At 65.5% G+C, this 25,929-nt stretch carries 22 protein-coding genes; 17 read left to right on the top strand and 5 right to left on the bottom strand.

Going from position 1 to position 25,929, the window contains the following annotated elements:
• Window positions 1–68: 68 nt before the first annotated feature.
• From HYH08_RS09570 to HYH08_RS09530, 9 genes are all read left to right on the top strand, one after another.
• Window positions 69–1,688, top strand: coding sequence for an ABC transporter substrate-binding protein (locus HYH08_RS09570; RefSeq protein WP_220009524.1), 1,620 nt, complete (start codon window positions 69–71; stop codon window positions 1,686–1,688).
• A gap of 28 nt (window positions 1,689–1,716) precedes the next feature.
• A complete protein-coding gene (locus HYH08_RS09565; RefSeq protein ID WP_502787639.1) occupies window positions 1,717–2,751 on the top strand; it encodes an ABC transporter permease in 1,035 nt (344 codons plus the stop codon).
• Complete coding sequence (locus tag HYH08_RS09560; protein WP_220009523.1) at window positions 2,748–3,596, top strand: ABC transporter permease; 849 nt, start codon at window positions 2,748–2,750, stop codon at window positions 3,594–3,596. The genes HYH08_RS09565 and HYH08_RS09560 overlap by 4 nt, the downstream gene beginning before the upstream one ends.
• Entirely contained in the window at window positions 3,593–5,263 is a 1,671-nt protein-coding gene (gene nikE, locus HYH08_RS09555) for a nickel ABC transporter ATP-binding protein NikE (RefSeq protein ID WP_220009522.1), read from the top strand. The genes HYH08_RS09560 and nikE overlap by 4 nt, the downstream gene beginning before the upstream one ends.
• 156 nt (window positions 5,264–5,419) lie before the next feature.
• Window positions 5,420–7,024, top strand: coding sequence for an ABC transporter substrate-binding protein (locus HYH08_RS09550; RefSeq protein ID WP_220009521.1), 1,605 nt, complete (start codon window positions 5,420–5,422; stop codon window positions 7,022–7,024).
• Between the two features lie 17 nt (window positions 7,025–7,041).
• Window positions 7,042–7,983: an ABC transporter permease gene (locus HYH08_RS09545; RefSeq protein ID WP_220009520.1), complete on the top strand. Its 942-nt coding sequence runs from the start codon at window positions 7,042–7,044 to the stop codon at window positions 7,981–7,983.
• Window positions 7,980–8,903: an ABC transporter permease gene (locus tag HYH08_RS09540; protein WP_220009519.1), complete on the top strand. Its 924-nt coding sequence runs from the start codon at window positions 7,980–7,982 to the stop codon at window positions 8,901–8,903. The genes HYH08_RS09545 and HYH08_RS09540 overlap by 4 nt, the downstream gene beginning before the upstream one ends.
• Window positions 8,904–8,922: 19 nt before the next feature.
• On the top strand, window positions 8,923–9,912 hold the full coding sequence (locus tag HYH08_RS09535) for an ABC transporter ATP-binding protein (RefSeq protein ID WP_220009518.1): 990 nt from the start codon (window positions 8,923–8,925) through the stop codon (window positions 9,910–9,912).
• Complete coding sequence (locus HYH08_RS09530) at window positions 9,909–10,892, top strand: ABC transporter ATP-binding protein (protein WP_220009517.1); 984 nt, start codon at window positions 9,909–9,911, stop codon at window positions 10,890–10,892. Before HYH08_RS09535 ends, HYH08_RS09530 begins: the two co-directional genes overlap by 4 nt.
• Window positions 10,893–11,115: 223 nt before the next feature.
• On the opposite strand, the gene aptA is transcribed toward HYH08_RS09530, so the two are convergent.
• Together aptA and HYH08_RS09520 are read right to left on the bottom strand one after the other, a co-directional pair.
• Window positions 11,116–12,456, bottom strand: a complete 1,341-nt coding sequence (gene aptA, locus HYH08_RS09525) for an omega-aminotransferase AptA (RefSeq protein ID WP_220009516.1) — start codon at window positions 12,454–12,456, stop codon at window positions 11,116–11,118.
• Window positions 12,457–12,478: 22 nt separating this feature from the next.
• The gene (locus HYH08_RS09520) at window positions 12,479–13,381 is read right to left on the bottom strand and encodes a GntR family transcriptional regulator (protein ID WP_349631409.1); all 903 of its coding nucleotides are present in this window, start codon (window positions 13,379–13,381) and stop codon (window positions 12,479–12,481) included.
• Window positions 13,382–13,481: 100 nt separating this feature from the next.
• On the opposite strand from HYH08_RS09520, the gene HYH08_RS09515 reads away from it, so the two are divergent.
• The 8 genes from HYH08_RS09515 to HYH08_RS09480 are packed head-to-tail and all read left to right on the top strand — an operon-like array spanning window position 13,482 to window position 22,742.
• A complete protein-coding gene (locus HYH08_RS09515; RefSeq protein ID WP_220009514.1) occupies window positions 13,482–14,642 on the top strand; it encodes a C45 family autoproteolytic acyltransferase/hydrolase in 1,161 nt (386 codons plus the stop codon).
• Window positions 14,642–16,207: an ABC transporter substrate-binding protein gene (locus HYH08_RS09510; protein WP_502787632.1), complete on the top strand. Its 1,566-nt coding sequence runs from the start codon at window positions 14,642–14,644 to the stop codon at window positions 16,205–16,207. The genes HYH08_RS09515 and HYH08_RS09510 overlap by 1 nt, the downstream gene beginning before the upstream one ends.
• A 13-nt stretch (window positions 16,208–16,220) precedes the next feature.
• Window positions 16,221–17,165 carry an ABC transporter permease gene (locus HYH08_RS09505; protein WP_220009513.1) on the top strand — a complete coding sequence of 315 codons (945 nt, stop codon included), beginning with the start codon at window positions 16,221–16,223 and terminating at the stop codon, window positions 17,163–17,165.
• Window positions 17,162–17,974 carry an ABC transporter permease gene (locus tag HYH08_RS09500; protein ID WP_220009512.1) on the top strand — a complete coding sequence of 271 codons (813 nt, stop codon included), beginning with the start codon at window positions 17,162–17,164 and terminating at the stop codon, window positions 17,972–17,974. The genes HYH08_RS09505 and HYH08_RS09500 overlap by 4 nt, the downstream gene beginning before the upstream one ends.
• Window positions 17,971–19,578, top strand: coding sequence for an ABC transporter ATP-binding protein (locus HYH08_RS09495; RefSeq protein ID WP_220009511.1), 1,608 nt, complete (start codon window positions 17,971–17,973; stop codon window positions 19,576–19,578). The genes HYH08_RS09500 and HYH08_RS09495 overlap by 4 nt, the downstream gene beginning before the upstream one ends.
• Before the next feature lie 13 nt (window positions 19,579–19,591).
• Window positions 19,592–21,133, top strand: coding sequence for an ABC transporter substrate-binding protein (locus HYH08_RS09490; RefSeq protein WP_220009510.1), 1,542 nt, complete (start codon window positions 19,592–19,594; stop codon window positions 21,131–21,133).
• On the top strand, window positions 21,130–21,975 hold the full coding sequence (locus tag HYH08_RS09485) for a polysaccharide deacetylase family protein (RefSeq protein ID WP_220009509.1): 846 nt from the start codon (window positions 21,130–21,132) through the stop codon (window positions 21,973–21,975). Before HYH08_RS09490 ends, HYH08_RS09485 begins: the two co-directional genes overlap by 4 nt.
• Window positions 21,972–22,742, top strand: coding sequence for a polysaccharide deacetylase family protein (locus tag HYH08_RS09480; RefSeq protein ID WP_220009508.1), 771 nt, complete (start codon window positions 21,972–21,974; stop codon window positions 22,740–22,742). Before HYH08_RS09485 ends, HYH08_RS09480 begins: the two co-directional genes overlap by 4 nt.
• Here HYH08_RS09480 and HYH08_RS09475 read toward each other — a convergent pair.
• From HYH08_RS09475 to HYH08_RS09465, 3 genes are all read right to left on the bottom strand, one after another.
• Entirely contained in the window at window positions 22,731–23,684 is a 954-nt protein-coding gene (locus tag HYH08_RS09475) for an acetamidase/formamidase family protein (protein WP_220009507.1), read from the bottom strand. The two genes, HYH08_RS09480 and HYH08_RS09475, sit on opposite strands and share 12 nt — an antisense overlap.
• Window positions 23,685–23,693: 9 nt before the next feature.
• Complete coding sequence (locus tag HYH08_RS09470; protein ID WP_220009506.1) at window positions 23,694–25,112, bottom strand: cytosine permease; 1,419 nt, start codon at window positions 25,110–25,112, stop codon at window positions 23,694–23,696.
• Between the two features lie 286 nt (window positions 25,113–25,398).
• Window positions 25,399–25,905, bottom strand: a complete 507-nt coding sequence (locus tag HYH08_RS09465) for a MarR family winged helix-turn-helix transcriptional regulator (RefSeq protein WP_228747701.1) — start codon at window positions 25,903–25,905, stop codon at window positions 25,399–25,401.
• Between the last annotated feature and the right edge of the window lie 24 nt (window positions 25,906–25,929).

The raw sequence follows: 25,929 nt of genomic DNA, 5'->3' as shown, positions 1-25,929 counted from the left end.
GCGCGCAAATTGCTTCTTTTGTGACCAGCCTTGCCGGCCTTCCTGCTCGAAAATTCAAGGGAAAACGAATGCGTTTTGTGTCTTTCAGGTCCGCGACCTCAGTTCTCGCCACCACCGCGCTGTTGCTGATCGCCACGGCGCCTTCGCACGCGCAATCGAGGGCGGAAACGCTGCGCTATGTGACCGGTGCATCCGTCAATACGCTCGATCCCAACATCCCAGGCTCGACCCGCGAATCCTTCGCGCTGAGCATGAGCACTTACGACCGGCTGGTAGCGTTCGGCCGCAAGCAGCTCAACGGCAAATGGGTGTTCGACCTCGACACCATCACCGGCGAGCTCGCCGAGAGCTACGACGTCAGCCCGGACGGTCTGAAGATCACCTTCCGCCTGCGCAAGGACGCAAAGTTCCAGGACGGCTCGCCTGTCACGGCCGAGGACGTGAAATGGTCGCTCGACCGCTGCGTCACCGCGCCGATCCTCGGCAAGGCACAGCTCCTGACGGGCTCCCTGACCTCGGCCGACCAGTTCAAGGTGATCGATCCTCTCACCATCGAGGTGACGCTGCCGAAGCCCGACAAGCTCGCGCTGCCGAACCTTGCCACCGTCTATCCGATGATCATCAACGCGAAGGTCGCGAAGGAGCACGCCACCGCTGAAGATCCGTGGGCGACTGCGTGGCTGAAGGAGCACACCGCCGGCAGCGGCGCCTATGTGGTCGAAACTTTCAAGCCGGGCGAGCAGGTGGTGCTCAAGCGCGACGAGAGCTGGAATCGCGGCTCGGCCAACAAGCCGGCGTTCTTCAAGCGCGTGATCATCCAGTCGGTGCCGGAGCCGGCCACGCGCGCCAACCTTGTCGAGCGCGGCGATGCCGACATCGTCGTCGATCTCCAGGCCAGCGACGTGCAGTCGCTGGAGGCGAAGGGCAAGCTCAAGGTGATCTCGACGCCGCAATACAATGCGATCACCTTCGTCTCGATGAACAACCAGATGCCGCCGTTCGACAACGTTAATGTCCGCCGCGCCATCGCTTATGCGCTGCCCTACGACGATATGTTCAAGGCCGCTTTGTTCGGCCGCGGCTCGCCGCTGTTCGGCGCGAACTGGCCGGATGGCAAGCCGCTGAACGGCACCTATCCGTTCCAGCAGCCGGTGAAGCTCGACCTCGACAAGGCCCGCGAATATCTCAAGGCCGCCGGTCTGCCCGAGGGCTTCTCCACCACCTTCAGCTTCAATGTCGGCCAGTCCTCGACCGCCGAGCCGATGGCGGCCCTGGTGAAGGAATCGCTCGGCAAGATCGGCATCAAGGTCGACATCCAGAAGCTGCCGGACGCGCAGATGTCGACGCAGATCAACGAAAAGAAGCTACCGTTCTACACCGAGGGCATCGTCGCCTGGCTGCCCTCGACCGACTACTTCTATCGCAACTTCTACACCGGCAATCAGCGCTGGAACTACTCGTCGATCAACAACCCGGATCTCGCCGCGATTGCGCAGGAAGCCCGCTTCGAGCCGGATAAGGCGAAGTATGAAGAAGCGGGCCGCAAGCTCAATGCAATGCATTTCGACCTGATGCCGCAGATCATGCTGTGGCAGCCGAACCAGGATGCGGTGATGGCCTCCTCGATCGAGGGCTACACCTACGAGTTCCATCGTCAGGTCGACTATCGCGACGTCAGCCGCAAGTGATATCGGTACGCGTGAGGAGCTCTGAAAGGTGATGACCGGTCTTGGCGCAACGATGGTGCGGGCGGGCAGGCGGCTTCTGTCGTCGCTGCCGGCGTTGTTCGGTGTGCTGGTCTTCACCTTTCTCCTGATGCGCGTCCTTCCCGGCGACCCCGCGGTGTTCTTCGCCTCGGGGCCCAACGCCGGCAAGGAGGAGATCGAGCAGATCCGCAAGCAGATGGGGCTCGACAAATCGGTGCCGGAGCAACTGGTGTTCTATCTCTCGGACATCGGCCACGGCAATCTCGGCCGCTCCATGATGACGGGGCAGCCGGTGTTGAAGGATCTGCGCGAGCGGCTGCCGGCTTCGCTCGAGCTGACCTTCACCGCGCTCCTGATCGCGCTGATCGCGGCGGTGCCGCTCGGCGTGATCGCGGCGCTGCGGCCGGGATCGGTGGTCGATCACGGCGTGCGGCTGTTCTGCGCGCTCGGCGTCTGCGTGCCGACCTTCGTCTCGGGCCTGCTGCTGATCTACGTTTTCTACTATCTGCTCGGTCTCGCACCCGATCCGACTGGGCGGATCGACGTCTTCACCTCGCTGCCGCCGCAGCGGACCGGATTCCTCTCGATCGATTTCCTGCTCGCGGGGGACTTCGAGGGCTGGTGGGCGGCGTGCAGGCAGCTGATCCTGCCAGCGGTGAGCATGGCGCTTTTCGTGATTGCGCCGCTGGCGCGGATCACGCGCGCCTCGATGCTGGTCTCACTCGGCAGCGACTTCGTGCGCACCGCGCGTTCGGTTGGCTTGTCCTGGCATAAGGTTGTCGTGACCTATGCATTGCGTAACGCGATCCTGCCCGTCATCACCATCGCCGGCATCGTGTTCTCGACCATGCTGGGCGCCAATGTGCTCGTGGAAAAAGTGTTCTCCTGGCCCGGCGTCGCCTCCTATGCGCTGGATGCGCTGCTGTCGTCCGACTATGCGCCGGTGCAGGGTTTTGTGCTGCTGATGGCCAGCCTGTTCGTGCTGGTCAATCTGGTGGTCGATATCTGCTACGGCATCGCAGATCCCAGGGTGTCGATCGAATGACCAGCGCAACCCTCCGTCATTCGGTCTGGATTCTTCGAGGCAACCCCCTCACTGCCGTTGCTGCGGCCGGTGTGACGCTGTTCGTCCTGCTTGCGATCTTCGGTCCATGGATCGTGCCCTATGATCCCGTGGTCTCGAACGTCTCGGAGGCGCTGTTGCCGCCGAGCGCGGCGCACCTCGCCGGAACTGACCAACTTGGCCGCGATGTGTTCAGCCGGCTCATCATCGCCGCGCGGCTCGATCTTGCCATCGCGGTCTCCGCGGTCGGCATCTCCTTTGTGATCGGGGCCGTCGTCGGCGCGTTCTGCGGCTATGCCGGCGGCAAGCTCGATCGCGCCGTCGGCCGCTTCGTCGACGTGATGATGGCATTTCCGCTGTTCGTGCTGGCGATGGCGATGGTCGCGGCGCTCGGCAACCGCATCGAGAACATCGTGATCGCAACCGCGATCATCAATCTTCCCTTCTACATTCGTTTCGCGCGCGCCGAGGTCAACGTCCGCCGCAACGTCGGCTGGGTCGAGGCCGCGCGATCCTGCGGCGAGAGCCATTTCTCGGTGGTGCTGCGCTTCCTGCTGCCGAATATCCTGCCGGCGATGGCGGTGCAGATCTCGCTCAATCTCGGCTGGGCCATCCTGAACGCTGCTGGCCTCTCCTTCATCGGCCTCGGCGTCAAGCCGCCGACGCCGGAATGGGGCATCATGGTCGCGGAAGGCGCGCGCTTCATCTCGACCGGCCGCTGGTGGCTTGTGGCCTTTCCGGGCCTTGCGCTGATGATGGCGGTGCTGTGCTTCAATCTGCTCGGGGACGGGATGCGGGATATTCTCGATCCCCGCATGCGCACATGAGTGAGGACCTGCTCAGCATCGAGGACCTCCACGTCTCGTTCTCGACGCGGCGTGGCATGGTCGAGGCCGTGCGCGGCGTGTCGCTGACGGTCGGGAAGGGCGAGATGCTCGGGCTCGTCGGCGAGAGCGGCTCGGGCAAGTCGGTCACGGGCTTTGCCACGACGCGGCTGCTTGATGCGGCCGGCCGGGTCACCGGCGGCAGGATCCTGTTTCGCGGGCAGGACGTGACGAAGCTCAGGGGCGATGACCTCCGTCATCTCCAGGGCGCGGCGATGTCGATGATCTTCCAGAACCCGCGGGCGGCGCTGAATCCGATCCGGGCGATCGGCCTGCAGATCGCGGATGCGATCCTGACCCACAAGAAGATCTCGAAGGACGCGGCGCGCACCGAGGCGCTGGAGCTGTTGCGCGCGGTCCAGATTCGCGATCCTGAAGCGCGGATGAATGCCTATCCGCACGAGCTTTCAGGGGGTATGTGCCAGCGCGTGATGATCGCGATCGCGATCTCCTGCAATCCCGCGCTGCTGATCGCGGACGAACCGACCACCGGCCTCGACGTCACCACCCAGAAGGTGGTGATGGACCTCCTCGCCGACATCGCCGCCGCGCGCGGCATGGCGACGATCCTGATCACGCACGACCTCGGCCTCGCGGCGCGCTATTGCCGCCGCATCGCGGTGATGGAGCGCGGCCGCATCGTCGAGGAGGCGAGCCCGAAGACGCTCTTCAGCGTGCCGCAGCACGCTTACACCAGGCGTCTCGTTGCGGCATCGCCGACAGCGACCTCCCGGATCGAGGATCTCGTGACGGAGGAGGAGCGCGAGCGCACCGCTGCCATCGCCAGCAAGCCGAGGCCGGAGCTGCCACATGGTACGCCGCCACTTCTCGAAGTGCGCAAGCTGGCAAAGCGCTTCAACGAGGGCTCTGCCGCGGTCGCCGATTTCTCGATGACGATGGCCGGCGGCGAGAGCGTTGGCCTCGTCGGCGAGTCCGGCTCCGGCAAGAGCACGACCTCGCGGATGATCTGCCGGCTGATTGACCCCAGCGAGGGCGACATCGTGTTCGACGGGCAGTCGATCGGTCATATCGCCTCGCGCGACTTTCATCGCTCGCGCCATCGCAAAGACATCCAGATGGTCTTTCAGGACCCGAACGAGAGCCTCAACCCGCGCTACACCGCCTTCGACTGCATTGCCCATCCCTTGATGCGGCTCGACGGCATGCGGGCGGGCGATGGCCTGCGCAAGCGCGTGGAAGAGTGCGCCGAGCGGGTCGGCTTGCCGCTCGATCTGTTGCCGCGCTTTCCGCATCAGCTCTCCGGCGGCCAGAAGGCCCGCGTCGGCATCGCCCGCGCCATCGCTTGCCGGCCGCGGCTGCTGGTGCTGGACGAGCCGACCGCCGCGCTCGATGTCTCGGTGCAGGCGGTTGTGCTGCAGCTGCTCGATCGTCTCAGGCGCGAGAATGATATCGCGCTGCTGTTCGTCAGCCACGATCTCAACGTCGTGCGCATGCTCTGCGATCGCACCATCGTGCTGCGTAACGGCAACATCGTGGAGCAGGGGGAGAGCCGGGCTCTGTTCGATGATCCCAAGACCGACTACACGCGCAAGCTGGTCGAGGCGATCCCGCATATCGAAACCGGGCCGGCGCTCGCAGCGGCTCTCTGAACTCGCGGGCAAATCAAGCTGGTTTGGTCAAAAAGTCGATGAGATCCCGCTGGCGGACGTCCATTTACTGGCATACCATTTGCTTGCCAATGGGCTCTGTTTCACTCGCCTTTGGCCAATGATTGGCCGGTATCACGGCATGACTGGGAGGACTTTATGGATCGCAGGACCGTATTGAAGGGACTGGCTGGCGCGGGCGGTCTGGCATTGACGGGTGGCCTCTCGGCCCCGGCGATCGCGCAGGGCGCCGCGGCCAAGACCCTGCGATTTGTGCCGCAGGCCAACCTTGCCAATTTCGACCCGATCTGGGGCACGCAATATGTCGTGCGCAATGCGGCTGCGATGGTCTGGGACACGCTGTACGGCATCGACGCCAAGTTTCAGCCGCAGCGGCAGATGGTCGAGTCCGAGCAGGTCAGCGACGACGGCACGATCTGGACGTTCAAGCTGCGCTCGGGCCTCAAATTCCACGACGGCGAGCCGGTGCTGAGCAAGGACGTCGTCGCCAGCCTCAACCGCTGGGCGGCACGCGATCCGATGGGCCTGATGATCAAGGCGATCCAGCAGGAGCTCACCGCCGTCGACGACCGCACCTTCAAATGGGTCCTGAAGCAGCCCTTCCCGAAATTGCTGTTCGCGCTCGGCAAGAACAATGCGCCGGTCGCCTTCATCATGCCGGAGCGCATCGCGCAGACCGACCCCTTCAAACAGATCTCTGAATATGTCGGCTCCGGTCCGCTGAAGTTCGCCAAGAGCGAGTGGGTCCCCGGCGCGAAAGCCGTGTTCGAGAAGTTCACCGATTATGTGCCGCGGCAGGAGAAGCCGGACTGGCTCGCCGGTGGCAAGCAGGTGATGATCGACCGCGTCGAGTGGGTGATCATGCCGGATCCGGCCACCGCGGCGGCCGCCTTGCAGAACGGCGAAGTCGACTGGTGGGAGAACCCGATCGCGGATCTCGTTCCGGTGCTGAAGAAGAACAAGAACATCAGCGTCGATATCGGCGATCCCCTCGGCAATATCGGCTCGTTCCGCATGAACTTCCTCTATCCGCCCTTCAACGACGTCAAGGCGCGGCGTGCGGTGCTGATGGCGATGAGCCAGGAAGACTACATGCGCGCGATCGTCGGCGACGACAATTCGCTGTGGAAGCCGTTGCCCGGCTTCTTCACGCCGGATACGCCGCTCTACACCGAAGTCGGCGGCGATATCCTGAAGGGCAAGCGCGACCTCGATGCCGCCAAGAAGCTGCTCGCCGAGAGCGGCTATTCCGGCCAGCCGGTGACCTGCCTCGTCGCGCAGGACCAGCCGATTACCAAGGCGATGGGCGACGTGACCGCGGACCTGCTCAAGAAGCTCGGCATGAACGTCGACTTCGTCGCGACCGACTGGGGCACCGTCGGCTCCCGGCGCGCCCAGAAGACACCGCCCGGACAGGGCGGCTGGAACATGTTCCACACTTGGCATGCAGGCGCGGATTGCGTCAATCCGGCACCCTACACCGCCATCCGCGCCACCGGCGACAAGGCCTGGTTCGGCTGGCCGACCAGCGCGGGCACCGAGAAGGAGGTCGCGTCCTGGTTCGAGGCCAAGAACCTCGACGAGGAGAAGGCCGCCATCGGCCGTCTCAACAAGGCAGCGATGGAGGATGTCGTGTACGCACCGACCGGTTTCTTCCTGAGCTACACCGCGTGGCGCAAGAACGTCAGCGGCGTTGCCAAGGGGCCGGTGCCCTTGTTCTGGGGCGTGTCGAAGTCCGCATGACCCTGCGCTGAAGCCAGATGCTCTCCTACATCCTCCGTCGCATCGTCGCGACCCTACCGGTGATGGCCATCGTCGCGCTGTTCGTGTTCAGCCTGCTTTACATCGCGCCTGGTGATCCCGCCGTGGTGATCGCAGGCGATCAGGCAAGCCCGGAGGATGTGGAGCGCATCCGCCAGAGCCTTGGTCTGGACCGGCCGTTCCTGGTCCAGTTCGGCAGCTGGGTCTGGCGCATCCTGCACGGCGATCTCGGCACCTCGATCTTCACCAACCTGCCGGTGTCGACCATGATCGGACAGCGTCTCGGACCGACGCTGTCGCTCATGATCGTCACCCTGCTGCTCACCATCGTGGTCGCGGTGCCGCTCGGGGTCGTCGCGGCGTGGAAGGCCGGCAGCCTGATCGACCGCGCCATCATGGGCTTTGCCGTGTTCGGCTTCTCGCTGCCCGTGTTCGTGGTCGGCTACATGCTCGCCTACATCTTCGCGCTCGAGCTCGAATGGCTTCCCGTGCAGGGTTACACGCCGCTCACCGAAGGCTTCTGGCCATGGCTGGAGAATCTGATCCTGCCGGCGGTCGCGCTCGGCTGCGTCTACATCGCGCTGGTCGCGCGCATCACCCGCGCGGCCATGCTCGAAGTGTTGCAGCAGGACTATATCCGCACCGCCAAGGCCAAGGGCATGGGGCAGGGCGGCATCCTGTTCATTCACGCGCTGAAGAACGCGGCGGTGCCGATCGTCACCGTGATCGGCATCGGCATCGCGCTCTTGATCGGCGGCGCGGTGGTGACGGAAAGCGTGTTCGCGATTCCCGGCCTCGGCCGCCTCACCATCGATGCGATCCTGCGCCGCGACTATCCGGTCATCCAGGGCATCGTGCTGCTGTTCAGCTTCGTTTACGTCCTCGTCAATCTGATGATCGACGTCACCTATACGCTCGTTGACCCGAGGATCCGCTATTGACCGACACCACCGTCAATCCGCAATCGCTTCCGGCCGGCCTCGTCCTTGCGCCGCAGCTGCCGGACATCCTGCGGCCGGTCAAGATCCGGCGCGGCTTCATCGGCCTGTTGCGCGGCCATCCGACCGTCGCGATCGGGGGCGCGCTGCTGCTGCTGCTCGTGCTGATCGCGGTGTTCGCACCCTATCTCTGGACGGTCGATCCGACCGCGCTGGCGCCGGCCAGGCGCACGCGCGCGCCGTCGGCGCTCTACTGGTTCGGCACCGACGTGCTCGGCCGCGACATCTATTCGCGCGTGCTGTTCGGCGCACGGGTCTCGCTCACGGTCGGCCTGTCGGTTGCGATCTTCGCGTCCGCGATCGGCCTTGCCATCGGCATGGTCTCCGGCTTCGTGCGCTGGGCGGACGGCATCCTGATGCGATTCATGGACGGGTTGATGTCGATCCCGCCGATCCTGCTGGCGATCGCGCTGATGGCGCTGACGCGCGGCAGCGTCGGCAACGTCATCCTCGCCATCACCATCGCAGAGATCCCGCGTGTCTCGCGCCTCGTCCGCAGCGTGGTGCTGTCGCTGCGCGAGCAACCTTATGTGGATGCGGCGGTCGCCTGCGGGACCCGCACGCCGATGATCATCCTGCGCCACATCCTGCCCAACACGGTCGCGCCGATGCTGGTGCAGGCGACCTATATCTGCGCCAGCGCCATGATCACGGAGGCGATCCTGTCCTTCATCGGCGCCGGCACGCCGCCGACCATCCCGTCTTGGGGTAACATCATGGCCGAGGGTCGCGCGCTCTGGCAGGTCAAGCCCTACATCGTGTTCTTCCCGGCGGCCTTCCTGTCCGTCACCGTGCTCGCCGTGAACCTGCTCGGCGACGGCCTTCGCGATGCGCTCGATCCGCGCATGGCCAAGAGCCTGTGATAGTGCGGGGCTGATCGCGATGGCGCTGCTCGAAGTCGAGAATCTCCAGACCCATTTCCGCACGCCGGGCGGCATCAACCGTGCGGTTGACGGCGTGTCCTTCCATGTCAACGAGGGCGAGACGCTCGCCATTGTCGGCGAATCCGGCTGCGGCAAGTCGGTGACCTCGATGTCGCTGATGCGGCTGGTCCCGGAGCCGCCCGGCCGGATCGCCGGCAGCATCCGTTTCGCGGGCAAGGATCTGCTGAAATTGTCGGAACGCGAGATGCGCGCGATCCGCGGCAACGACATCTCGATGATCTTCCAGGAGCCGATGACGAGCCTCAATCCGGTGCTGACCGTCGGCCGCCAGATCCGTGAGACCCTGATGATCCATCAGGGCCTCGACAAGGAGGCGGCCGAGGCGCATGCGGTCGAGATGCTGACGCTGGTCGGCATTCCCGAGCCGAAGCGGCGCGTCGGCGAATATCCGCACCAGCTATCCGGCGGCATGCGCCAGCGCGTCATGATCGCGGTGGCGCTGGCCTGCAATCCAAAGCTTCTGATCGCGGACGAGCCGACCACGGCGCTCGACGTCACCATCCAGGCGCAGATCCTCAAGCTGATGCTCGACCTCAAGCGCCGGGTCGGCGCGGCCATCATCCTGATCACCCACGACCTCGGCGTCGTCGCCGAGATCGCCGAACGCGTCATGGTGATGTATGCCGGCCGCAAGGTCGAGGAGGCGCCGGTCGCCGAGCTGTTCCGTTCGCCGCGTCATCCGTATACGCAAGGCTTGCTCGGCGCGGTGCCGAAGCTCGGCTCCTCGTTGACGGGCGCCGCGACGCGCCTGTCCGAGATTCCCGGCCAGGTGCCCGATCTCAGGAAGCCGATCATCGGCTGTGTGTTCGCCGGGCGCTGTGCGCTCGCGACCGATCTCTGCCGCCAGCATGCGCCGGGGCTCGAGGAGAAGGGGCCGCGCCACATCGCGGCCTGTCACTATGCGGCCAAGGGAGCCGTCGCGGCATGAGCGTTCCGTTGCTCCAGGTCAACGACCTCAAGAAGCACTTTCCGATCAAAAAGGGCCTGTTCGGGCGGCAGAAAGAATTCGTCTACGCCGTCGACGGCGTGTCGTTCGAGATCGCGCGCGGCGAGACGCTGTCGTTGGTCGGCGAGTCCGGCTGCGGCAAGTCGACGGTCGGCCGCGCCGTGCTGCGGCTGTTCGACATCACCGCGGGCCAGGTCATCCTTGACGGCAAGCGCATCGATGATGCCCAGCCGAGCACGATGCGGCAGATGCGCCGCCGCGTGCAGGTTGTGTTCCAGGATCCGTTCTCCAGCCTCAATCCGCGCATGCGCGTGCGCGACATCCTCGCGGAGCCGATCCGCAATTTCGGCCTCGCGAAGTCCAAGGAGGATCTCGAGGTTCGCGTCACGGAGCTGATGGACATCGTGCGCCTGCCGCGCGAGGCACTGAACCGCCGGCCGCACGAATTCTCCGGCGGCCAGCGTCAGCGCATCGGCATCGCACGGGCGCTCGCGGCCGAGCCAGAGCTGATCGTCTGCGACGAGGCGGTCTCCGCGCTCGACGTCTCGGTCAAGGCCCAGGTCGTCAATCTCCTGCAGGACCTCCAGCAGAAATTCGGCCTGGCGCTGCTGTTCATCAGCCATGACCTCGCCATCGTCGAGCACATGACACATCGCGTTGCGGTGATGTATCTCGGCAAGATCGTCGAGGTGGCACCGCGCCGCGAGATCTTTGCCGCGCCGAGGCATCCCTACACCAAGGCACTGCTCTCGGCGGTACCGCTGCCCGAGCCGGGCGCCGAGCGCAATCCGATCATCCTGAAGGGCGACGTGCCGAGCCCGATCAATCCGCCGAAGGGATGCCGCTTCCACACCCGCTGCCCCTACGTGTTCGACCGCTGTCGGACGGAGGAGCCGACGCTCCGCTCAGCCGGAGGCGAGCAATGGGTGGCGTGCCACCTCGACGCATTGCCGGTGAGTTGAAGCCCTGCACGCGCGGGCTTTTCCTTCACCTCTCCCCGACGGGGAGAGGTCGGATTGCAAGGCGCGCAATTGCGCGCCTGAGCAATCCGGGTGAGGGGCCGCAGCACAAAGTGAGACCTGAAGCCCTCACCCGGACCGCATCTTCGATGCGATCCGACCTCTCCCTATGGGAGAGGTGTCCGAGCCCTCGGTGCGCACCGATCGAACCAAAGCTCGTTACGCTTTAGTTGAGAGCCAATACGGCGCGGCGGATCGCGGCAAAAATCTCCGCGATCTGCTCCTCGGTGATGATCAAAGGCGGCGAGATCAGCAGCGTATCTCCGCTGCCGCGGATCAGGATGCCGTCCTCATAGCAGCGGCTGGCGCACTCGCTGCCGCGCGCACCCGGCGCGCCATCGCGCGGCTTCAGATCGATGGCCGCGAGCAGTCCGATGTTGCGGATGTCGACGACGTGGGGAAGGTCGCGCAGGCCATGCGCATGGTTCTCCCACACCGGCGCAAGGCGCCGCGCCCGCTCGAACAGGCCGAGATCCTGGTAGACGTCGAGCGCGGCGAGACCCGCCGCGCAGGCGAGCGGATGTGCCGAATAGGTGTAGCCGTGGAACAGCTCGATCGCGGTGTCCGGCCCCTGCATCAGAGCGTCGTAAACTTTTCCGCTGACGATGACGCCGCCCATCGGCACGGCGGCATTGGTCATGCCCTTGGCGCAGGTGATGAGGTCGGGCGTGACGCCCAAGGCGTTGGCGCCGAACGCCGCGCCGAGCCGGCCGAAGCCGGTGATCACCTCGTCGAAGATCAAGAGAATGCCGTGCTGATCGCAGATTTTTCGCAGCCGTTCGAGATAGCCGACCGGCGGCGGCAGTACGCCGCCGGAGCCGGTGACGGGCTCGACGATGACGGCGGCGATGGTCGAGGGATCGTGCAGCTGCAGCAGCTTTGCAAGCTCGTCGGCGAGATGCGCCCCCCATTGCGGCTGTCCGCGCGAGAACGCCGTGTGTTCAGGATCATGCGTATGTGGGAGATGATCGACCTCCGGCAGCAGCGGGCCGAAATCCCGGCGGTGGCGGACGATGCCGCTCACCGACAGGCCGCCCCAGCCCATGCCGTGATAGGCCTTGGCGCGGGAGATGAAGCGAATGCGGCTGGCCTCGCCACGGGCGCGATGATAGCCGCGCGCGATCTTCAGCGCGGTGTCGACCGATTCCGAGCCGGAGTTGGTGAAGAAGACATGGTCGAGGCCGGCGGGAGCGATCTCGGTGATGCGGCGGGCGAGCTCGAAGGCAGCCGGGTGGCTCATCTGGAACGAGGAGACGAAGTCGAGTTTTGCGGCTTGCGCCTGGATCGCCTCGACGATGCGCCGCTGCGCGTGGCCGGCATTGACGCACCACAGCCCTGCCATGCCGTCGAGAATGCGCCGGTTATCGCCGGTAATGTAATGCATGCCTTCGGCGCCGACGAAGATGCGCGGCTTCGCCTTGAATTGCCTGTTCGGCGTCATCGGCAGCCAGAACGGCTCCATGGCTTCGCGTGTGAGGGGGCTGTTGGACGAGGCGAACGCATTCATGGTTGGCAACTCTTCTACGGCGTTAGGCGGTCTTTGATGGAGCGGCGCTGCGCTTGAGCTTCTGGGCGCCTTCGAGATGCCGGCGCATGAGCGCGGCGGCCGCCTCGTTCTCGCCGGCTTCGAGCTGATCGAGGATGGCGAGATGCTCGCGGCAGTTCACGATCACGCGCTGATGGCCGAAGGTCCAGTCGTAATTGCCGAAGCGCCGCAGCCGGTTCTGCTGCTGAACACCGACCAGGAAATAACGGTTGCCCGAGGCGGCGGCGAGGCCTTCGTGGAAGGCCGCATTCATCTCGTAGAGCGCGATGCTGGCGGTATCGCTCCACGGCATCGCCAGCATCTCCTGATGCTGGCGGCGCATCTCGGCGGCCCAGGCCGGATCGAGCCGGAATCCCGGCTCAAGCAGGCCGGCCGGCTCGATCAGCATGCGATAGCGGTAGCTCTCATCGCGTGCCTGCGTGTCCGCAAGCGTCGGCTGGAAGCGCCAGCCATGGCCGGGCTTGCGCTGGACCGCGGCAACTTCGGCAAGCTTGGTGAGCACGCGCTGCACCACCGGCCGCGTTGCATCGTAGCGCTGCATCAGGTCGCGTTCCGACACCTCGTCAGGCAGTCGGCCTGCGCGACGGTCGCGTGCGATCGCGAGGAACAGCCGGTCGGTTTCGTCGGGGCTCGGCTTGGGCGGCGCCTTGTGCGGAGCAGGGGTCGTCTCGGCGACGAAATAGCCGCGGCTCTCGCCGGCATGCACGAGCTTGCGCCGCGCCAGCAGCTTCAGCGCGGCGCGCACGGGCGTGCGCGAGACATGGAGGCGCTCGGCCAGCGCAACCTCGGCAAGCCGTGTTCCGGGCGCGAGCCCATCGCTCCGGATCAGGTTGATGATCCCGGCGGACAATTCGCGCTGCAGCCGGCTTGGAGAGGTTTTTTCCACGGCGGATTTCGCGGGAGAAGATTTTTGTTTCATGTCATCACAAAATACATTAGGCTTCCCTGGAAAGCAAAAGGAACTTCAACAAGGAATTTGGCGTCCCATGGTCGAACCCTTTCCCCTCATCGAGATCTCCGGCGCTCCGCGCGAGCGTGGCCGACAGTACGGGCAGAAGGCGGCGGGCCGCATCAAGAAGGGGACGACGCATTACTTCGCGCAGCTGAAGGAGCTGTCGCTCGATGCAAAGGGCGTCGCCGAGCTGGTCCGGGACTATCTGCCCGTCATCGAGGGCTTCGAGCCCAGCTATATCGAAGAGATGCGCGGCATTGCCGAAGGCGCCGACATTCCGTTCGAGGATATCGTTCTGCTCAACGCCCGCACCGAGATTCTCAAGCTTGCCAATCCAAAGGTCCGCGCGCGCCTGAAGGCCCCCGACGAGCCCGATGGCTGCACCGGCCTCGTTGCGCTGCCGGCGGCGACCAGCAGCGGCCGCCTGATTCATGCGCAGAACTGGGACTGGAAGCGCGAATGCGCGGAGACGGCAGTGGTGCTGAAGGTGCGGCGCGACGATGGTCCTGATCTCATGACCTTCACCGAGGCCGGCGCGCTCGGTCGCTGCGGCTTCAACGCGGTCGGCATCGCGATCACCGCGAATTATCTGCAAAGCGATCGCGACTATCGCCAGGTCGGCGTGCCGCTGGCACTGATCCGCCGCAAGGTGCTTGAGCAGGAGCATGTCGCGCTCGCCATGCGTGCGGTCTACTGCACCAGGAAATCCGCCGCCAACAACATGATCGTCAGCCATCGCGAGGGTGTGGCGATCGATTTCGAATGTGCGCCGGACGAGACCTTTCAGGTGCATCCGCAGAATGGCCTCTTGGTACATGCCAATCACTTCGTGAGCCCGGTTGCGCTCGGCAAGCTCAGGGATGCCGGCATCCAGGATACGCCTGACAGCCTCTATCGCGACATCCGCGTCCGTGACCTGCTTCAGCCGCACATCGGCAAGATCACCTTCGACCACGTCAAGAACGCGCTGTTCGACGAGTTCGCCTGGCCCTGGTCGGTGTGCCGGCCGCCGCGCCGCAATCTCAGCAACAATCTCAGCGCCACCGTGGCGATGATCCTGATGGAGCCGGCGAGCGGACTGATGCAGGCGGCGCCGTTGCCCGCGCTCAACCGCGAATTCACCGAGTACCGCCTCGAGATCGACGAGATCGGACGTGCCGCGTTCGAGCGGTCAGCCGCCGTGGGGGCTGCGTGATGCGGCGGCGTCGGCCATCGCCGGCATGGGCGGTTGGTGTCGCCGCCTTGGCCCTGCTGGCCATGCTGGGGAAGGCCGGCGCCGAGACATTGTTGCGGACCCGGCTCAATGCCGACATCCGCTCGACCGATCCCGGCACCAACCGCGATGCCAACACGGACGGCGTCATCGGGCATGTGGTGGAGGGGCTGGTCGCCTTCCGCGACGATACCTCTATCGGTCCGATGCTGGCCGACAGCTGGACCGTTTCGAACGAGGGCAGGACTTACACGTTCCGCCTGCGCCAGGGCGTCAAGTTCCACAATGGTGCCACCATGACGGCGGACGACGTGGTCTGGTCGCTGAAGCGCTGGCTCGACCCGGCGACGCAATGGCGCTGCCTCTCCGAGTTCAGCGCGTCAGGCATCGCGCGCATCGAGAAGATCGAGGCGCCCGATCCGCAGACGGTCGCCATCACGCTCGACCAGCCGACGGCTCTGTTCCTCCCGACCCTGGCGCGGCCCGATTGCGGCCAGACCGCGATCATCCATCGCGACTCCGTCGGTCCTGACGGCAAGTGGATCGCCCCTGTCGGCACCGGCCCGTTCAAGCTCGCCGAATGGAAGCGGGGGCAATATGTCGATATCATCCGCTTCGACGGCTATGTTTCGCGCAGCGAGCCGCGCACCGGCTACACCGGCGCCAAGGACGTCAAGGTCGACCGCGTGCGCTTCAACGTGATCCCGGACAGTTCCGCCGCGAAGGCGGGGCTGCTCAGCGGCTCGCTCGACGTGATCATGAGTTTGTCCACGCCCGACCTCGAGGGTCTCAGGTCGCAGCCCGGCGTGCAGCTCAGCATCACGCCGGGCCTCGCCCTGACCGGCATCCTGTTCCAGACCGGGGATCCGCTGTTGAAGGATGTCCGTATCCGCCGTGCCATTGCGCTCTCCATCGACACGCCGCAGATCGTCGACGCGGTCATGGAGGGCACCGCGCGGGCGAACAACTCGGCGCTGCCGATCGGAAGTCCTTTCTATGGCGAGGTGCAGTCGCACGGCTATCAGCAAAATCTTGTGGAGGCCAAGAAGCTTTTGGCGCAAGCCGGCTATCATGGCCAGCCGATCAAGATGATCACCAACAAGCGCTACACCTATGTGTTCGATTCCGCCATGCTGGTTCAAGCCATGGCGCAGGCAGTCGGCATCAACATCGAGATCGAGGTGCTGGACTGGGCGACCCAGCTCGATCGCTACAACAGGGGCGACTACCAGTCGATGGCATTCACCTATTCGGCGAGGCTCGATCCGTCCCTGAGCTTCGAGATGCTGACCGGGCCGAAGGCCAGCCAGCCGCGCAAGGTCTGGGACAATCCGGAAGGGCAGGAGATGCTGCGGCAGTCGATGATGATCGACGATACGGCGAAGCGGCAGGCGCTGTTCGACGAGATGCATCGCCGCTTCATCGCCGACGTGCCGATGATCGTCCTGTTCAATAATTCGGAACTGACGGCGCTGCGCAAGAACATCAAGGGCTACGCCGGCTGGCTCTATCCGCAGCCGCGGTTCTGGGGCGTCGCGGTTCAATAGGCAAGAGCGCGCCATGTTGGGATACCTCGCAAGACGGCTGGCCATGACGATCCCGACCCTGCTGCTGGTCGCGATCGCCGTGTTTGCGCTGGTCCGCCTCATTCCCGGCGACCCCGTGCAGGTGATGCTGGGCGATGCCGCTGATCCCGCGCAGGCAGCGCAGCTCCGCGCCCAACTCGGCCTCGACCAGCCGATCCCGATGCAGTTCGTGCACTGGATCGCCAAGCTTGCTGCCGGCGATTTCGGCCACTCCATCACCAACAACCTTGCCGTGCTGCCGCTGATCCTCGATCGCTTCCAGGTCAGTGCCGTCATCGTGCTGGTGGCGGTTGCGGCAGCTGCCTGCATTGCCGTTCCGGCCGGCCTCGTCGCGGCGTGGAAACAGAACAGCCTGCTCGATCTCTCCGTCGTTGGCGGCGCCACGCTGCTGCTGTCGATTCCGAGCTTCTGGCTCGGTCTCTTGCTGCTGCTCCTGTTCGGGCTCAAGCTGAAATGGCTGCCGGTGATCGGCTATGTGCCGTTCGCGGAGAATTTCTGGCAGGCGGCGACCTTCATCGTGCTGCCGATCGCAACGCTCACCATGGTCGAGATCGGCGTGCTCACGCGCATGGCGCGGGCCGCGTCGATCGAGGTGCTCAGGCTGGAATATGTCACGCATGCCCGTGCCAAGGGCGTGCCGGAATGGCGCGTGCTGGCGCGCCACGTGCTGCCCAACGCGTTCGCGCCGACCTGGACGCTGATCGGACTCGTCCTCGGTCATTTGCTGGGCGGCATCGCGGTGATCGAGACCGTGTTCACTCTGCCCGGCCTCGGCCGGTTGCTGGTCGATTCCATCTTCGCGCGCGACTATCCGGTGGTGCAGGGCTGCCTGCTGTTCACCGCGGTCATTTACGTTGTCGTCAATCTGATCGTCGACCTCTGCTATCCCTTGTTCGATCCCAGGGTGACGATCGCATGAGGATACGTGCCAACACCGCGATCGGCGGCACGCTCGTCGCGTTGCTGCTCGGCGCCGCCGTAACCGGCGCGTTCTGGACCCCGTTCGATCCGCTCCGCATCAATCTGCGCGCACGGCTGCAGGCACCGTCCTCGCTGCACTGGCTGGGCACGGATGAATTCGGCCGCGATGTGCTGAGCCGCATCATGGTTGGGGCAGGCGCCAGCGTGATCATCGCTCTGGTGACGGTGCTGCTCGCTGTGGCGGCCGGCATGGTAATCGGCTGCGCGGCCGGCTACATCCGCGGCTGGGCCGATCGCATCATCATGGCCGTCAACGACGCGCTGCTCGCATTCCCCGGCATCCTGTTGGCGCTGGCCGTGATGATCGTGGTCGGCGCCAACAAGGTCGGGCTGATCCTGGCGCTTGGACTGGCCTACATTCCCTCGGTCGTCCGCGTGGTGCGTGGCACCGTGCTGTCGATCCGCGAGAAGGAATATGTCGAGGCCTCGCGCGTCATCGGCAACTCGGAGGCCTACTCGATGCTACGCCATGTGATGCCGAACGCGATCGCGCCGGTTGCGGTGCTCGCAACCAGCATGTTCGGCTGGGTGTTGCTGGCCGAGAGCGCCTTGAGCTTCCTCGGCCTCGGCGTGCCGCCGCCGGCGCCGACCTGGGGCAACATGCTGGCGGCGAGCCGCCCGTTCATGGAGACCGCGGCGTGGCTCTCGATCGCGCCGGGCCTCTGCATCGCGCTGACGCTGCTCGGCATCAACCTGCTCGGCGATTCCTTGCGCGACCGCCTCGACCCCAGGATGGCGCACGGATGAGCTTGCTCTCGGTCGAAAATTTGCGCATCGAGGTCGCCGCCAGCAAGTCCGTGATCGTCGACGACCTCTCCTTCGCCGTCGAGCGCGGCGAGTTCCTCGCCGTGGTCGGCGAATCCGGCAGCGGCAAGACCGCGGCGGCGCGTGCCGTGCTCGGCCTGTTGCCGCCGGGACTGCGCAAGGCCGGCGGTCGCATCGTGCTCGATGGCGTCGATCTCGCCAATGCCTCGGCGCGCCAGATGCGGACCTTGCGCGGCCCGACCGTCGGCATGGTGTTCCAGGAGCCGATGGTCTCGCTCAATACGGCCATCAGTGTCGGCGCTCAGATGGCCGAAGGGCTCGGACTGCATGAGCGGCTCGGCAAGCGCGAGATCAGGCAGCGCTGCTTCGACATGCTCGCGCGCGTGCAGATCCGCGACCCCGAGCGAACCTTCGATGCCTATCCGCACGAATTCTCCGGCGGCATGCGCCAGCGCATCATGCTGGCCTCGGTGATGCTGCTGAAGCCAAAGCTGCTGATCGCGGACGAGCCGACCACGGCGCTGGATACCCTGACGCAGCGCGAGGTGCTCGATCTCATGGTCGGGCTCGCGCGCGATCACGGTACCTCGGTGATGCTGATCACCCACAATCTCGGCCTCGTCTCGCGCTACGCGCAGCGCGCGCTGGTGCTGCGCCAGGGCAGGATGGTCGAGACAGGCACGACCCGGCAGATCCTGTTCTCGCCGCGCGAGGCCTACACCAAGCGCCTGGTCGAAGCCCTGCCGCGCCGGGGTACCACGACCAAGGCACGACAGGGCGGCGAGCCGCTGGTCAGCGTGCGCGATCTCAAGGTCGGCTTTGCCGGCCGGCAGCGGCTGTTCCGCCGCGATAGCGGCGTCTCCGCCGTCAACGGCGTCGATCTCGACATCGCCGCGGGCGAGACGGTTGCGGTGGTCGGCGGCAGCGGCTCGGGCAAGACCACGCTTGGGCGCGCCATGCTCCGGCTGATCCCGAATTCGGGCGGCGAGATCAGGTTCCGGGGCAGGGACGTGACGTCGACGATCGACCGCGACTTCCGTCTCGCCTCGCAGCTCGTGTTCCAGGATCCTTATTCGTCGCTCGATCCGCGCATGCGCGTCGGCGAGATCGTCGCCGAGCCGCTGCGCCACGTGCCGCAACTGACGACAGCCGAGCGCGACAGGCGCGTCGCGGCGATGCTCGACGAGGTCGGACTTGCCGGCCTGGCTGCGCGTTGGCCGCATGAGCTGTCCGGCGGTCAACGCCAGCGCATCGCGATTGCTCGCGCCATTGTGCGCGAGCCGGCCTTCGTCGTGGCCGACGAGCCGGTCTCGGCGCTCGACATGACCATCCAGGCGCAGGTGCTGAAATTGTTCGAGCGGCTGCAGGCGCAGTATGGGTTTGCGTGCCTGTTCATTAGCCATGACCTTGCTGCCGTCGAGCAGGTCGCCGATCGCGTCGTGGTGATGCAGGGCGGCAAGATCGTCGAGCAGGGCACGCGCGACGACATCTTCGATCATCCCCGGCATGATTACACCAAGGCGCTGCTCGCGGCCGCGCCCGTGCTGGATTTCGCGGGGGCGGCGGAGGCGCGCGCCTCGGGCTAGACAGGATTGTTGCATGAAGCGTTTGGTCGTTGCGTTGTGTCTGATGCTCGTATCGCTGTCCGCAGCCCGCGCCGAGAGCGTTTTGCGCAGCATGATCACCACCGACATCCGCGGCCTGATGCCGGGCAACAGCCCCGACGACAACACCGGTCTCGTGCTTCAGCAGATCTACGAAGGCCTCGTCGCCTGGCGCGCCGACGGCACGGTGGCCCCGATGCTGGCCAAGGCGATCGAGACATCCGCGGACGGCCGCACCTACATCTTCACGCTGCGGGACGGCGTGACGTTCCACAACGGCGCGCCGCTGACCTCGCGGGAAGTGGCGTGGACCTGGGAGCGCTTCCTCGATCCGAAGTCCGGTTGGCCGTGCCGGACCAACTTTGACGGCACACGAAGAATCAAGATCGCCGAGATCACGACGCCGTCGCCTCAGCAGGTGGCCTTCCGCCTCGCCGAGCCGAGCGGCGCCTTCCTCAGCACGATCGCGCGGGCCGATTGCGACGGCAACGGCATTGCGCATCCGGACTCGGTCGGAGCCGACGGGACCTGGCAGAGGGCGATCGGCACCGGCCCGTTCAAGCTCACCGAGTGGCGCCGCGGCCAGTTCATCGAGCTGGCCCGCAACGAGACCTATACCGCGCGCACCGAGCCGGCGGACGGCCTCGCTGGAGCCAAGCCGCCCAAGGTCGATCGTGTCAGGCTGTCGATCGTTCCCGATCCTGCTGCGGCGAAGGCCGCGGTCCAATCCGGCAATCTCGATCTCTGGCCGTCGGCCGATCCCAAGTTCGCGGGCGAGCTGAAATCGGCGGGCCTCGTGATCGCGGCCGCACCGGTCGCCTCGCTGAACGCCATCGTCATGCAGACCAATGATCCACTGCTCAAGGACAGGCGCATCCGTGAGGCGATCGCGGCCTCGCTCGATTATCCCAGCATGAGCGACAGCCTCACCGACGGCTATGCCAAGCCGAGCACGTCGCTGGTGCCGTTGTCGAGCCGCTACTACGGCGCGGTCGAGCAGGCCGGTTTTAGCCTCGATATCGCCCGCGCGAAGAAGCTGCTGAGCGAAGCCGGCTACAAGGGCGAGCCGATCAGGATCACCACCAATGCGCGCTTTCCCGTCATGAACGACGTCGCCGTGCTGGCGCAGGCGATGGCGCAGCAGGCCGGGCTCAATCTCACCGTCGAGGTCGTGGAGTTCGCGACCCAGCTCAGCCGCTACAACAAGGGCGACTACCAGCTGATGGTGTGGAACTATACGCCCTATCTCGATGCGGCGTTTGGCCTCGATCGTTTCATCGGCGACAAGGCCGCGCAGCCTGACAAGGTCTGGAGCAACGCTGCTGCGATCGACCTGCTGGCTGAGCTGATGGAGACGGCAGAACCCGCGGCGCGCCAGCCGCTGTTCGACGCGCTTCACAAGCTGTTCGTCGACGATGCGCCGATGATCGTGTGGAGCTCCGGCGTCAACGTCTCCGCGGTCTCGCCCAAGGTGCGCGGCTACGCGCCGTGGGCCGGCCGCAAACCCCGCTTCTGGAATGTCGAGGTTGTCCCATGATCTCTCTTGCGCAGCGCAGGCAACATGCCTGGCCGGACGGCGCGCGCTGCGTCGTCGGTCTCACGCTCGATTTCGACGGCACTTCGCTGGAACGCGGTCGCGGGCAGTTGCCGCTCGGGGCGCGCTCGCACGGCCGCTACTCCGCCAAATGCGGCATTCCCCGTTTCGTCGACATGTTCACGCGGCACGACGTGCCCTGGACGTTCTATGTCTCCGGCTATGACGCCGAAGAAAGCCCCGATCTCGTCCGCGACATTTCGCGCTCCGGCATCGAGATCGGCTCGCATGGTTACTTTCACGAGGGCGTGGATCCCGGCGATGCCGAGCCGGAGCTGCTGGAGCGGACGCACAAGCTGCTCACCGAGATCACCGGCATCGCGCCGCGCGGATGGCGTTCGCCATCCGGACACAAGACCGCGCGGACGCTGCGCAAGCTGCGCGAGCTCGGCTACGTCTACGATTCCAGCGACAAGGATTTCGACCTGCCATATCTCGCGCGCTATGACGGCGAGGAGCGCAGCGACTATGTCTGCCTGCCCAACAACACCTCGAGCCTGGACGACTTCCCGTTCTACCGCGTCAGCTACACACCGCCGTCCGAAGTGCTGACGCATTGGGAGCAGGAGTTCGATGCGATCTACGCCGAGGGCGGCTATTACAACCTGACCTTCCATCCGCGCGTCGGCTACGGCTCCGGCTCGCCCGCGCGCGTCGCGGCCGTCGAAGGGCTGATCAAATACGCCAAGCGGCACGAGGGCGTGCGTTTCGTCGGCATGCTGGAGCTGGCCGAATGGTGCCTGACGAATCCGTCCGACTGGCGGCGGGACTGGAGCGGACAATGACCAAGCCGATCGTTCCCGTCGTCGTCACCGTCAATCTCCAGGGCAAGACGGTCGAACTGACCCAGCTCAGCGAAGATGCGCTGTTCGGCCGCGCGTCTTACGGCAAATACGCCTATGCGGTCGGTTGCGAGCGGCTGTTCGGCTTGCTCGATCGTCACGGCATCAAATCCACCGTCTTCGTGCCCGGCGCGGAGGCGGAGGCCAATCCGGCCTATATTGCCGCGCTCGCCAGCCGCGGCCACGAGATCGCCGCGCATGGCTGGGCGATGGAGGAGATGGACGCAGCAGGGATCGACGAGCGGGCGCTGCTGGAGCGCACCCATGCGACGCTGTCGCGCATTGTCGGCCATGCGCCGCGCGGCTTTCGGGCGCCGCATGGCCGGCTTACCGAGCGCACGCTCGGCCATCTCGCCGATCTCGGCTACCGCTATGATTCGAGTTTTCAGGACGACGACCATCCTTACGCGTTGGATGCCGATGGCGGAAGCGGCATGGTCGAGGTGCCGCATGCGGAGATCCTGATCGACGCGACGCTCTACGCCCAGCGCCAGACCCATGATCGCGTCATCAAGATGTGGCGCGAGGAGATCGAGGCGATGCACCGCGAGCGCTGCCTGATCACGCTGACACTGCATCCGCGCAGCGACTATGGCAGCGCGCGGGCGAGCCGCATTGCCGCGCTCGACGGCCTCTTGAGCTGGCTGCGCGGCCTCGACGGTGTCGCATTCCTGACCTGTGAAGAGGTCGTCGCGCAATCAGGCGCCTGAGCCCGGCGGCATCTTGGTTTTCGCCAGCACGCAGTGAATGCCCTTGTTGCCGTCGACCAGCTGCGTGACGCGCAGGTCCGCGGCGATCGAGCAGAGCGTGTAGGCATCCTGCGCGCTGAGGCCGCTTTTCTCGCGGATCAGCGCGATCATGTCGCGCAGCGCGGCCTTGGCGGCATCGTCGAGATCCTCGTCAAAACCCATGGTGATCCAGTCCGACGCGGTCTCCGCGCGCGGCGAGGTGAGGCGGAGATCGCGGCGAACGTGGAATTCGAACGTGCCAGTCAGCGCGGCCTCGATTGCGGTGAGGCAGACCTCGCCGTCGCCCTGCAGCGCGTGGCCGTCGCCGGCCGAGAACAGTGCGCCCGGCACGAACACCGGAAAATACAATGTGCTGCCGGCGACGAGCTCCTTGTTGTCCATGTTGCCGCCGAACGCGCGCGGCTCCTTCGAGGACAGCCGGCCCCAGCCGGGAGGCGGCGCGACGCCGAAATTGCCGAAGAAAGGGGACAGCGGCAGCTCCTGTCCCCATGGCAGCTTCGCGACGTTACGCGCGCGATCGAGCGGAATGTGGATGTGGCGGAATTCCGGAAAATCCTCCGGCAACGTGCCGAGCGTCGGCACCTGGATATTCCAGCCCCAATTGCAGCGCAGCTGGATATCGAGGACGCGAACCTCGAGGACGTCACCGGGCTCGGCGCCCTCGACGGAGATGGGCCCGGTGAGAAGATGCGGTCCCGGACCGCGGAAGGCACTTGCCAGCACCTCCGCATGTCCGGGAACGATGTCGTAACCGAGCGACGGATCAGGCAAATCGTCCGGCTCGCCCGAGAGCGTCTCGATGGTCACCCGGTCTCCGGATGCGATCCGGAGCACCGGCTTCAGCCGTCCATCCCAGAGTCCCCACTGGACGTTTCCGGGAATGGATTGCAGAACATGGTCCATGACCGGTCGTTACCTGCCTGCGCTGCTCGCAACGATCGAGGATGGCGAGGTCGCGAACTTGCCGAGCCCGAGATAGACGAGGCCGGCAACGCCAATGCCGAACAGCCAGCTGAGATCGGCGCCGCCGAGCAGGTTGAGCGAGATCGGCCCCTGCAGCGCGCCGACGAGGCCGTCCTCGACCAGCCAGCCCGCGACGAGGCCCGCGAAGAACGCGACCATGCCGGCCCAGTTGATGTCGCCATAGGCGCTGGTCTCAGGCGAGCGATAGAGCTCGGCGACCTCGATCTTGCCCTTGCGCTTGATGAAGTAGTCGGCGAGCACGACGCCGGCCCACGGGCTCATCCACAAGAGGAGACTGATCATCCAGTTGTCGAACGCCTTCGCAAAGGACGGCGCGAAGATGAAGTAGAGCGTGACCAGATAGCCGGCGACCCCGACGATGACGGTGAGCCAGAACCGCGGGAGCTTGAGCCCCGCGCTCAGCGCCGCCAGCGTCGCCGAATAGACGTTGAGGATGTTGGTGGCGATCGGGCCGTGCAGCACCATCAAGAGCACGAGGATGCTGACGGGACCACCGAACACCGCGCTCACCATTTTTGCAGGGTCCGTGTCTAGCGTCGTCGAGGCGATGGTGGCACCCAGGATGCCGAGCCAGACCGTCGGCACGAACATGCCGACATAGCTGTACCAGAACACGGCTTTCGACGACGTGCTCTTCGGCACGAAGCGCGAATAGTCAGAGGCCCAGGTCACCCAGGAGATGCCCCAGCCGACGCCGATCGCAGTCATCAGTAAGGTCAGCATCGCAAGATGCGCGCCCGCCGGCAGCGAGGTCGTGAGATCCCAGTTGACGACGCCGGGGCGCGTCCATGCCAGCACGCTCATCAGCACCATGATGGCGATGGTCGGCGGCACCGTGTATTTCTCGAAGGTACGGATCGCGTAGAAGCCGTAGATGCCGATCAGCACCTGGGCTGCCATCACCAGCGTGATGACGACGATCTCGATGAACCAGGTGTCGGGCACGCCGAACTGGCCGAGGATGCCCATCGAGACCTTCACCGGGAAGTAGGTGTTCACGCCGATCCAGCCCAGCGTCATCAGGAACATCAGGATGCTGGGGAGGTACGCGCCGCGGACGCCGAAAGCGGAGCGGCTCAGCACCATCTGGTTGACGCCGGTCTTGTGCCCCATCACCGTGAAGGTCGCGAAGATTGCGCATCCCACGATGTTGCCGAGCACGATCACCGCGATCGTCTCCATCAGGCCGAGCTTGAGAATGATGCCGAGCGCGCCGAGCGCCCAATTGACCGGCGCGATGTTGGCGCCGGCCCAGATCCACATCTGCTGCGGGCCGGTGGAGTCCCGGTCCGCATCGGGAATTGGCTCGATGCTGTGAAGATCAGCGCGAAGTTCGGTATCCGTCATGACATCCCCCAATACGAAGCACGCTTCGCATCATCGCAGCATAAATCATGCCATGGGTGGCGAAGCGGCCGGAACAGCGCGCTCGCTGATGCCGGAGGGAACGCGGCTCGCGCGATTGCACTTGGAATTTCAAGCGCGCGTCGCGTTCGCGCACTGGCTTGCGGCTGCGCGTTGCGGCCGCCCTCATCCGTTTGCGCGCGCCGGCAAGCGGCGGGCGACGTCGCTCAGCCGGGCGGCGGTACGATGATAAATTGAGCAGCCCAACTCAAAACGGCAGCAGGCGCCGCTAGTCGAATAGGGCAGCGGCGCTGTCGCGACTGGGGTTGCCGGCGACGATGCGCTGCATCATCTCGATGAAGAGCGCCTGTTCCTTTTCGCTGAGATCGCCGAGCGTCGCGCGATGCGCACGCCGCGCCGCACCCTCGATCTTGACCAGCAGCGCTGCGCCTTCAGGCGTCAGGCGGCAGGCGCGCGCGCGGCGATCGTCCTTGTCGACGGCCCGCTCGACCAGGTTCCGCGCCGCGAGCCGCTTCAATGCACCGGTCGTCGTTGTGCGATCGAGGGCGATATCGGCCGCCAAAGTGGTCTGATCGGCGGTTTCGCGCGCCGCCAGCGCCGAGAGCAGGCTGTATTGCAGCGGCGTCACCTCGAACGCGCCGCAGGCATCCTGAAACAGCGCGACGTGAATCTGGTGCAGCCGCCGGATCAGATAGCCGGGACGCTGCGACAACGGCCAGGGGCGATGTTTGCCTCCGCTCTTGGCCCCGCTGCGACCTTTCTTGGCTTGCCGCAATGCACGCTCTCCCAACCCAAAACC

The organism is Bradyrhizobium sp. BR 10289 (assembly GCF_019455385.1).
Lineage (GTDB): Bacteria > Pseudomonadota > Alphaproteobacteria > Rhizobiales > Xanthobacteraceae > Bradyrhizobium.
Note: the sequence above shows the minus strand (reverse complement) of the source record. Positions and strands in the feature narration are given on the sequence as shown.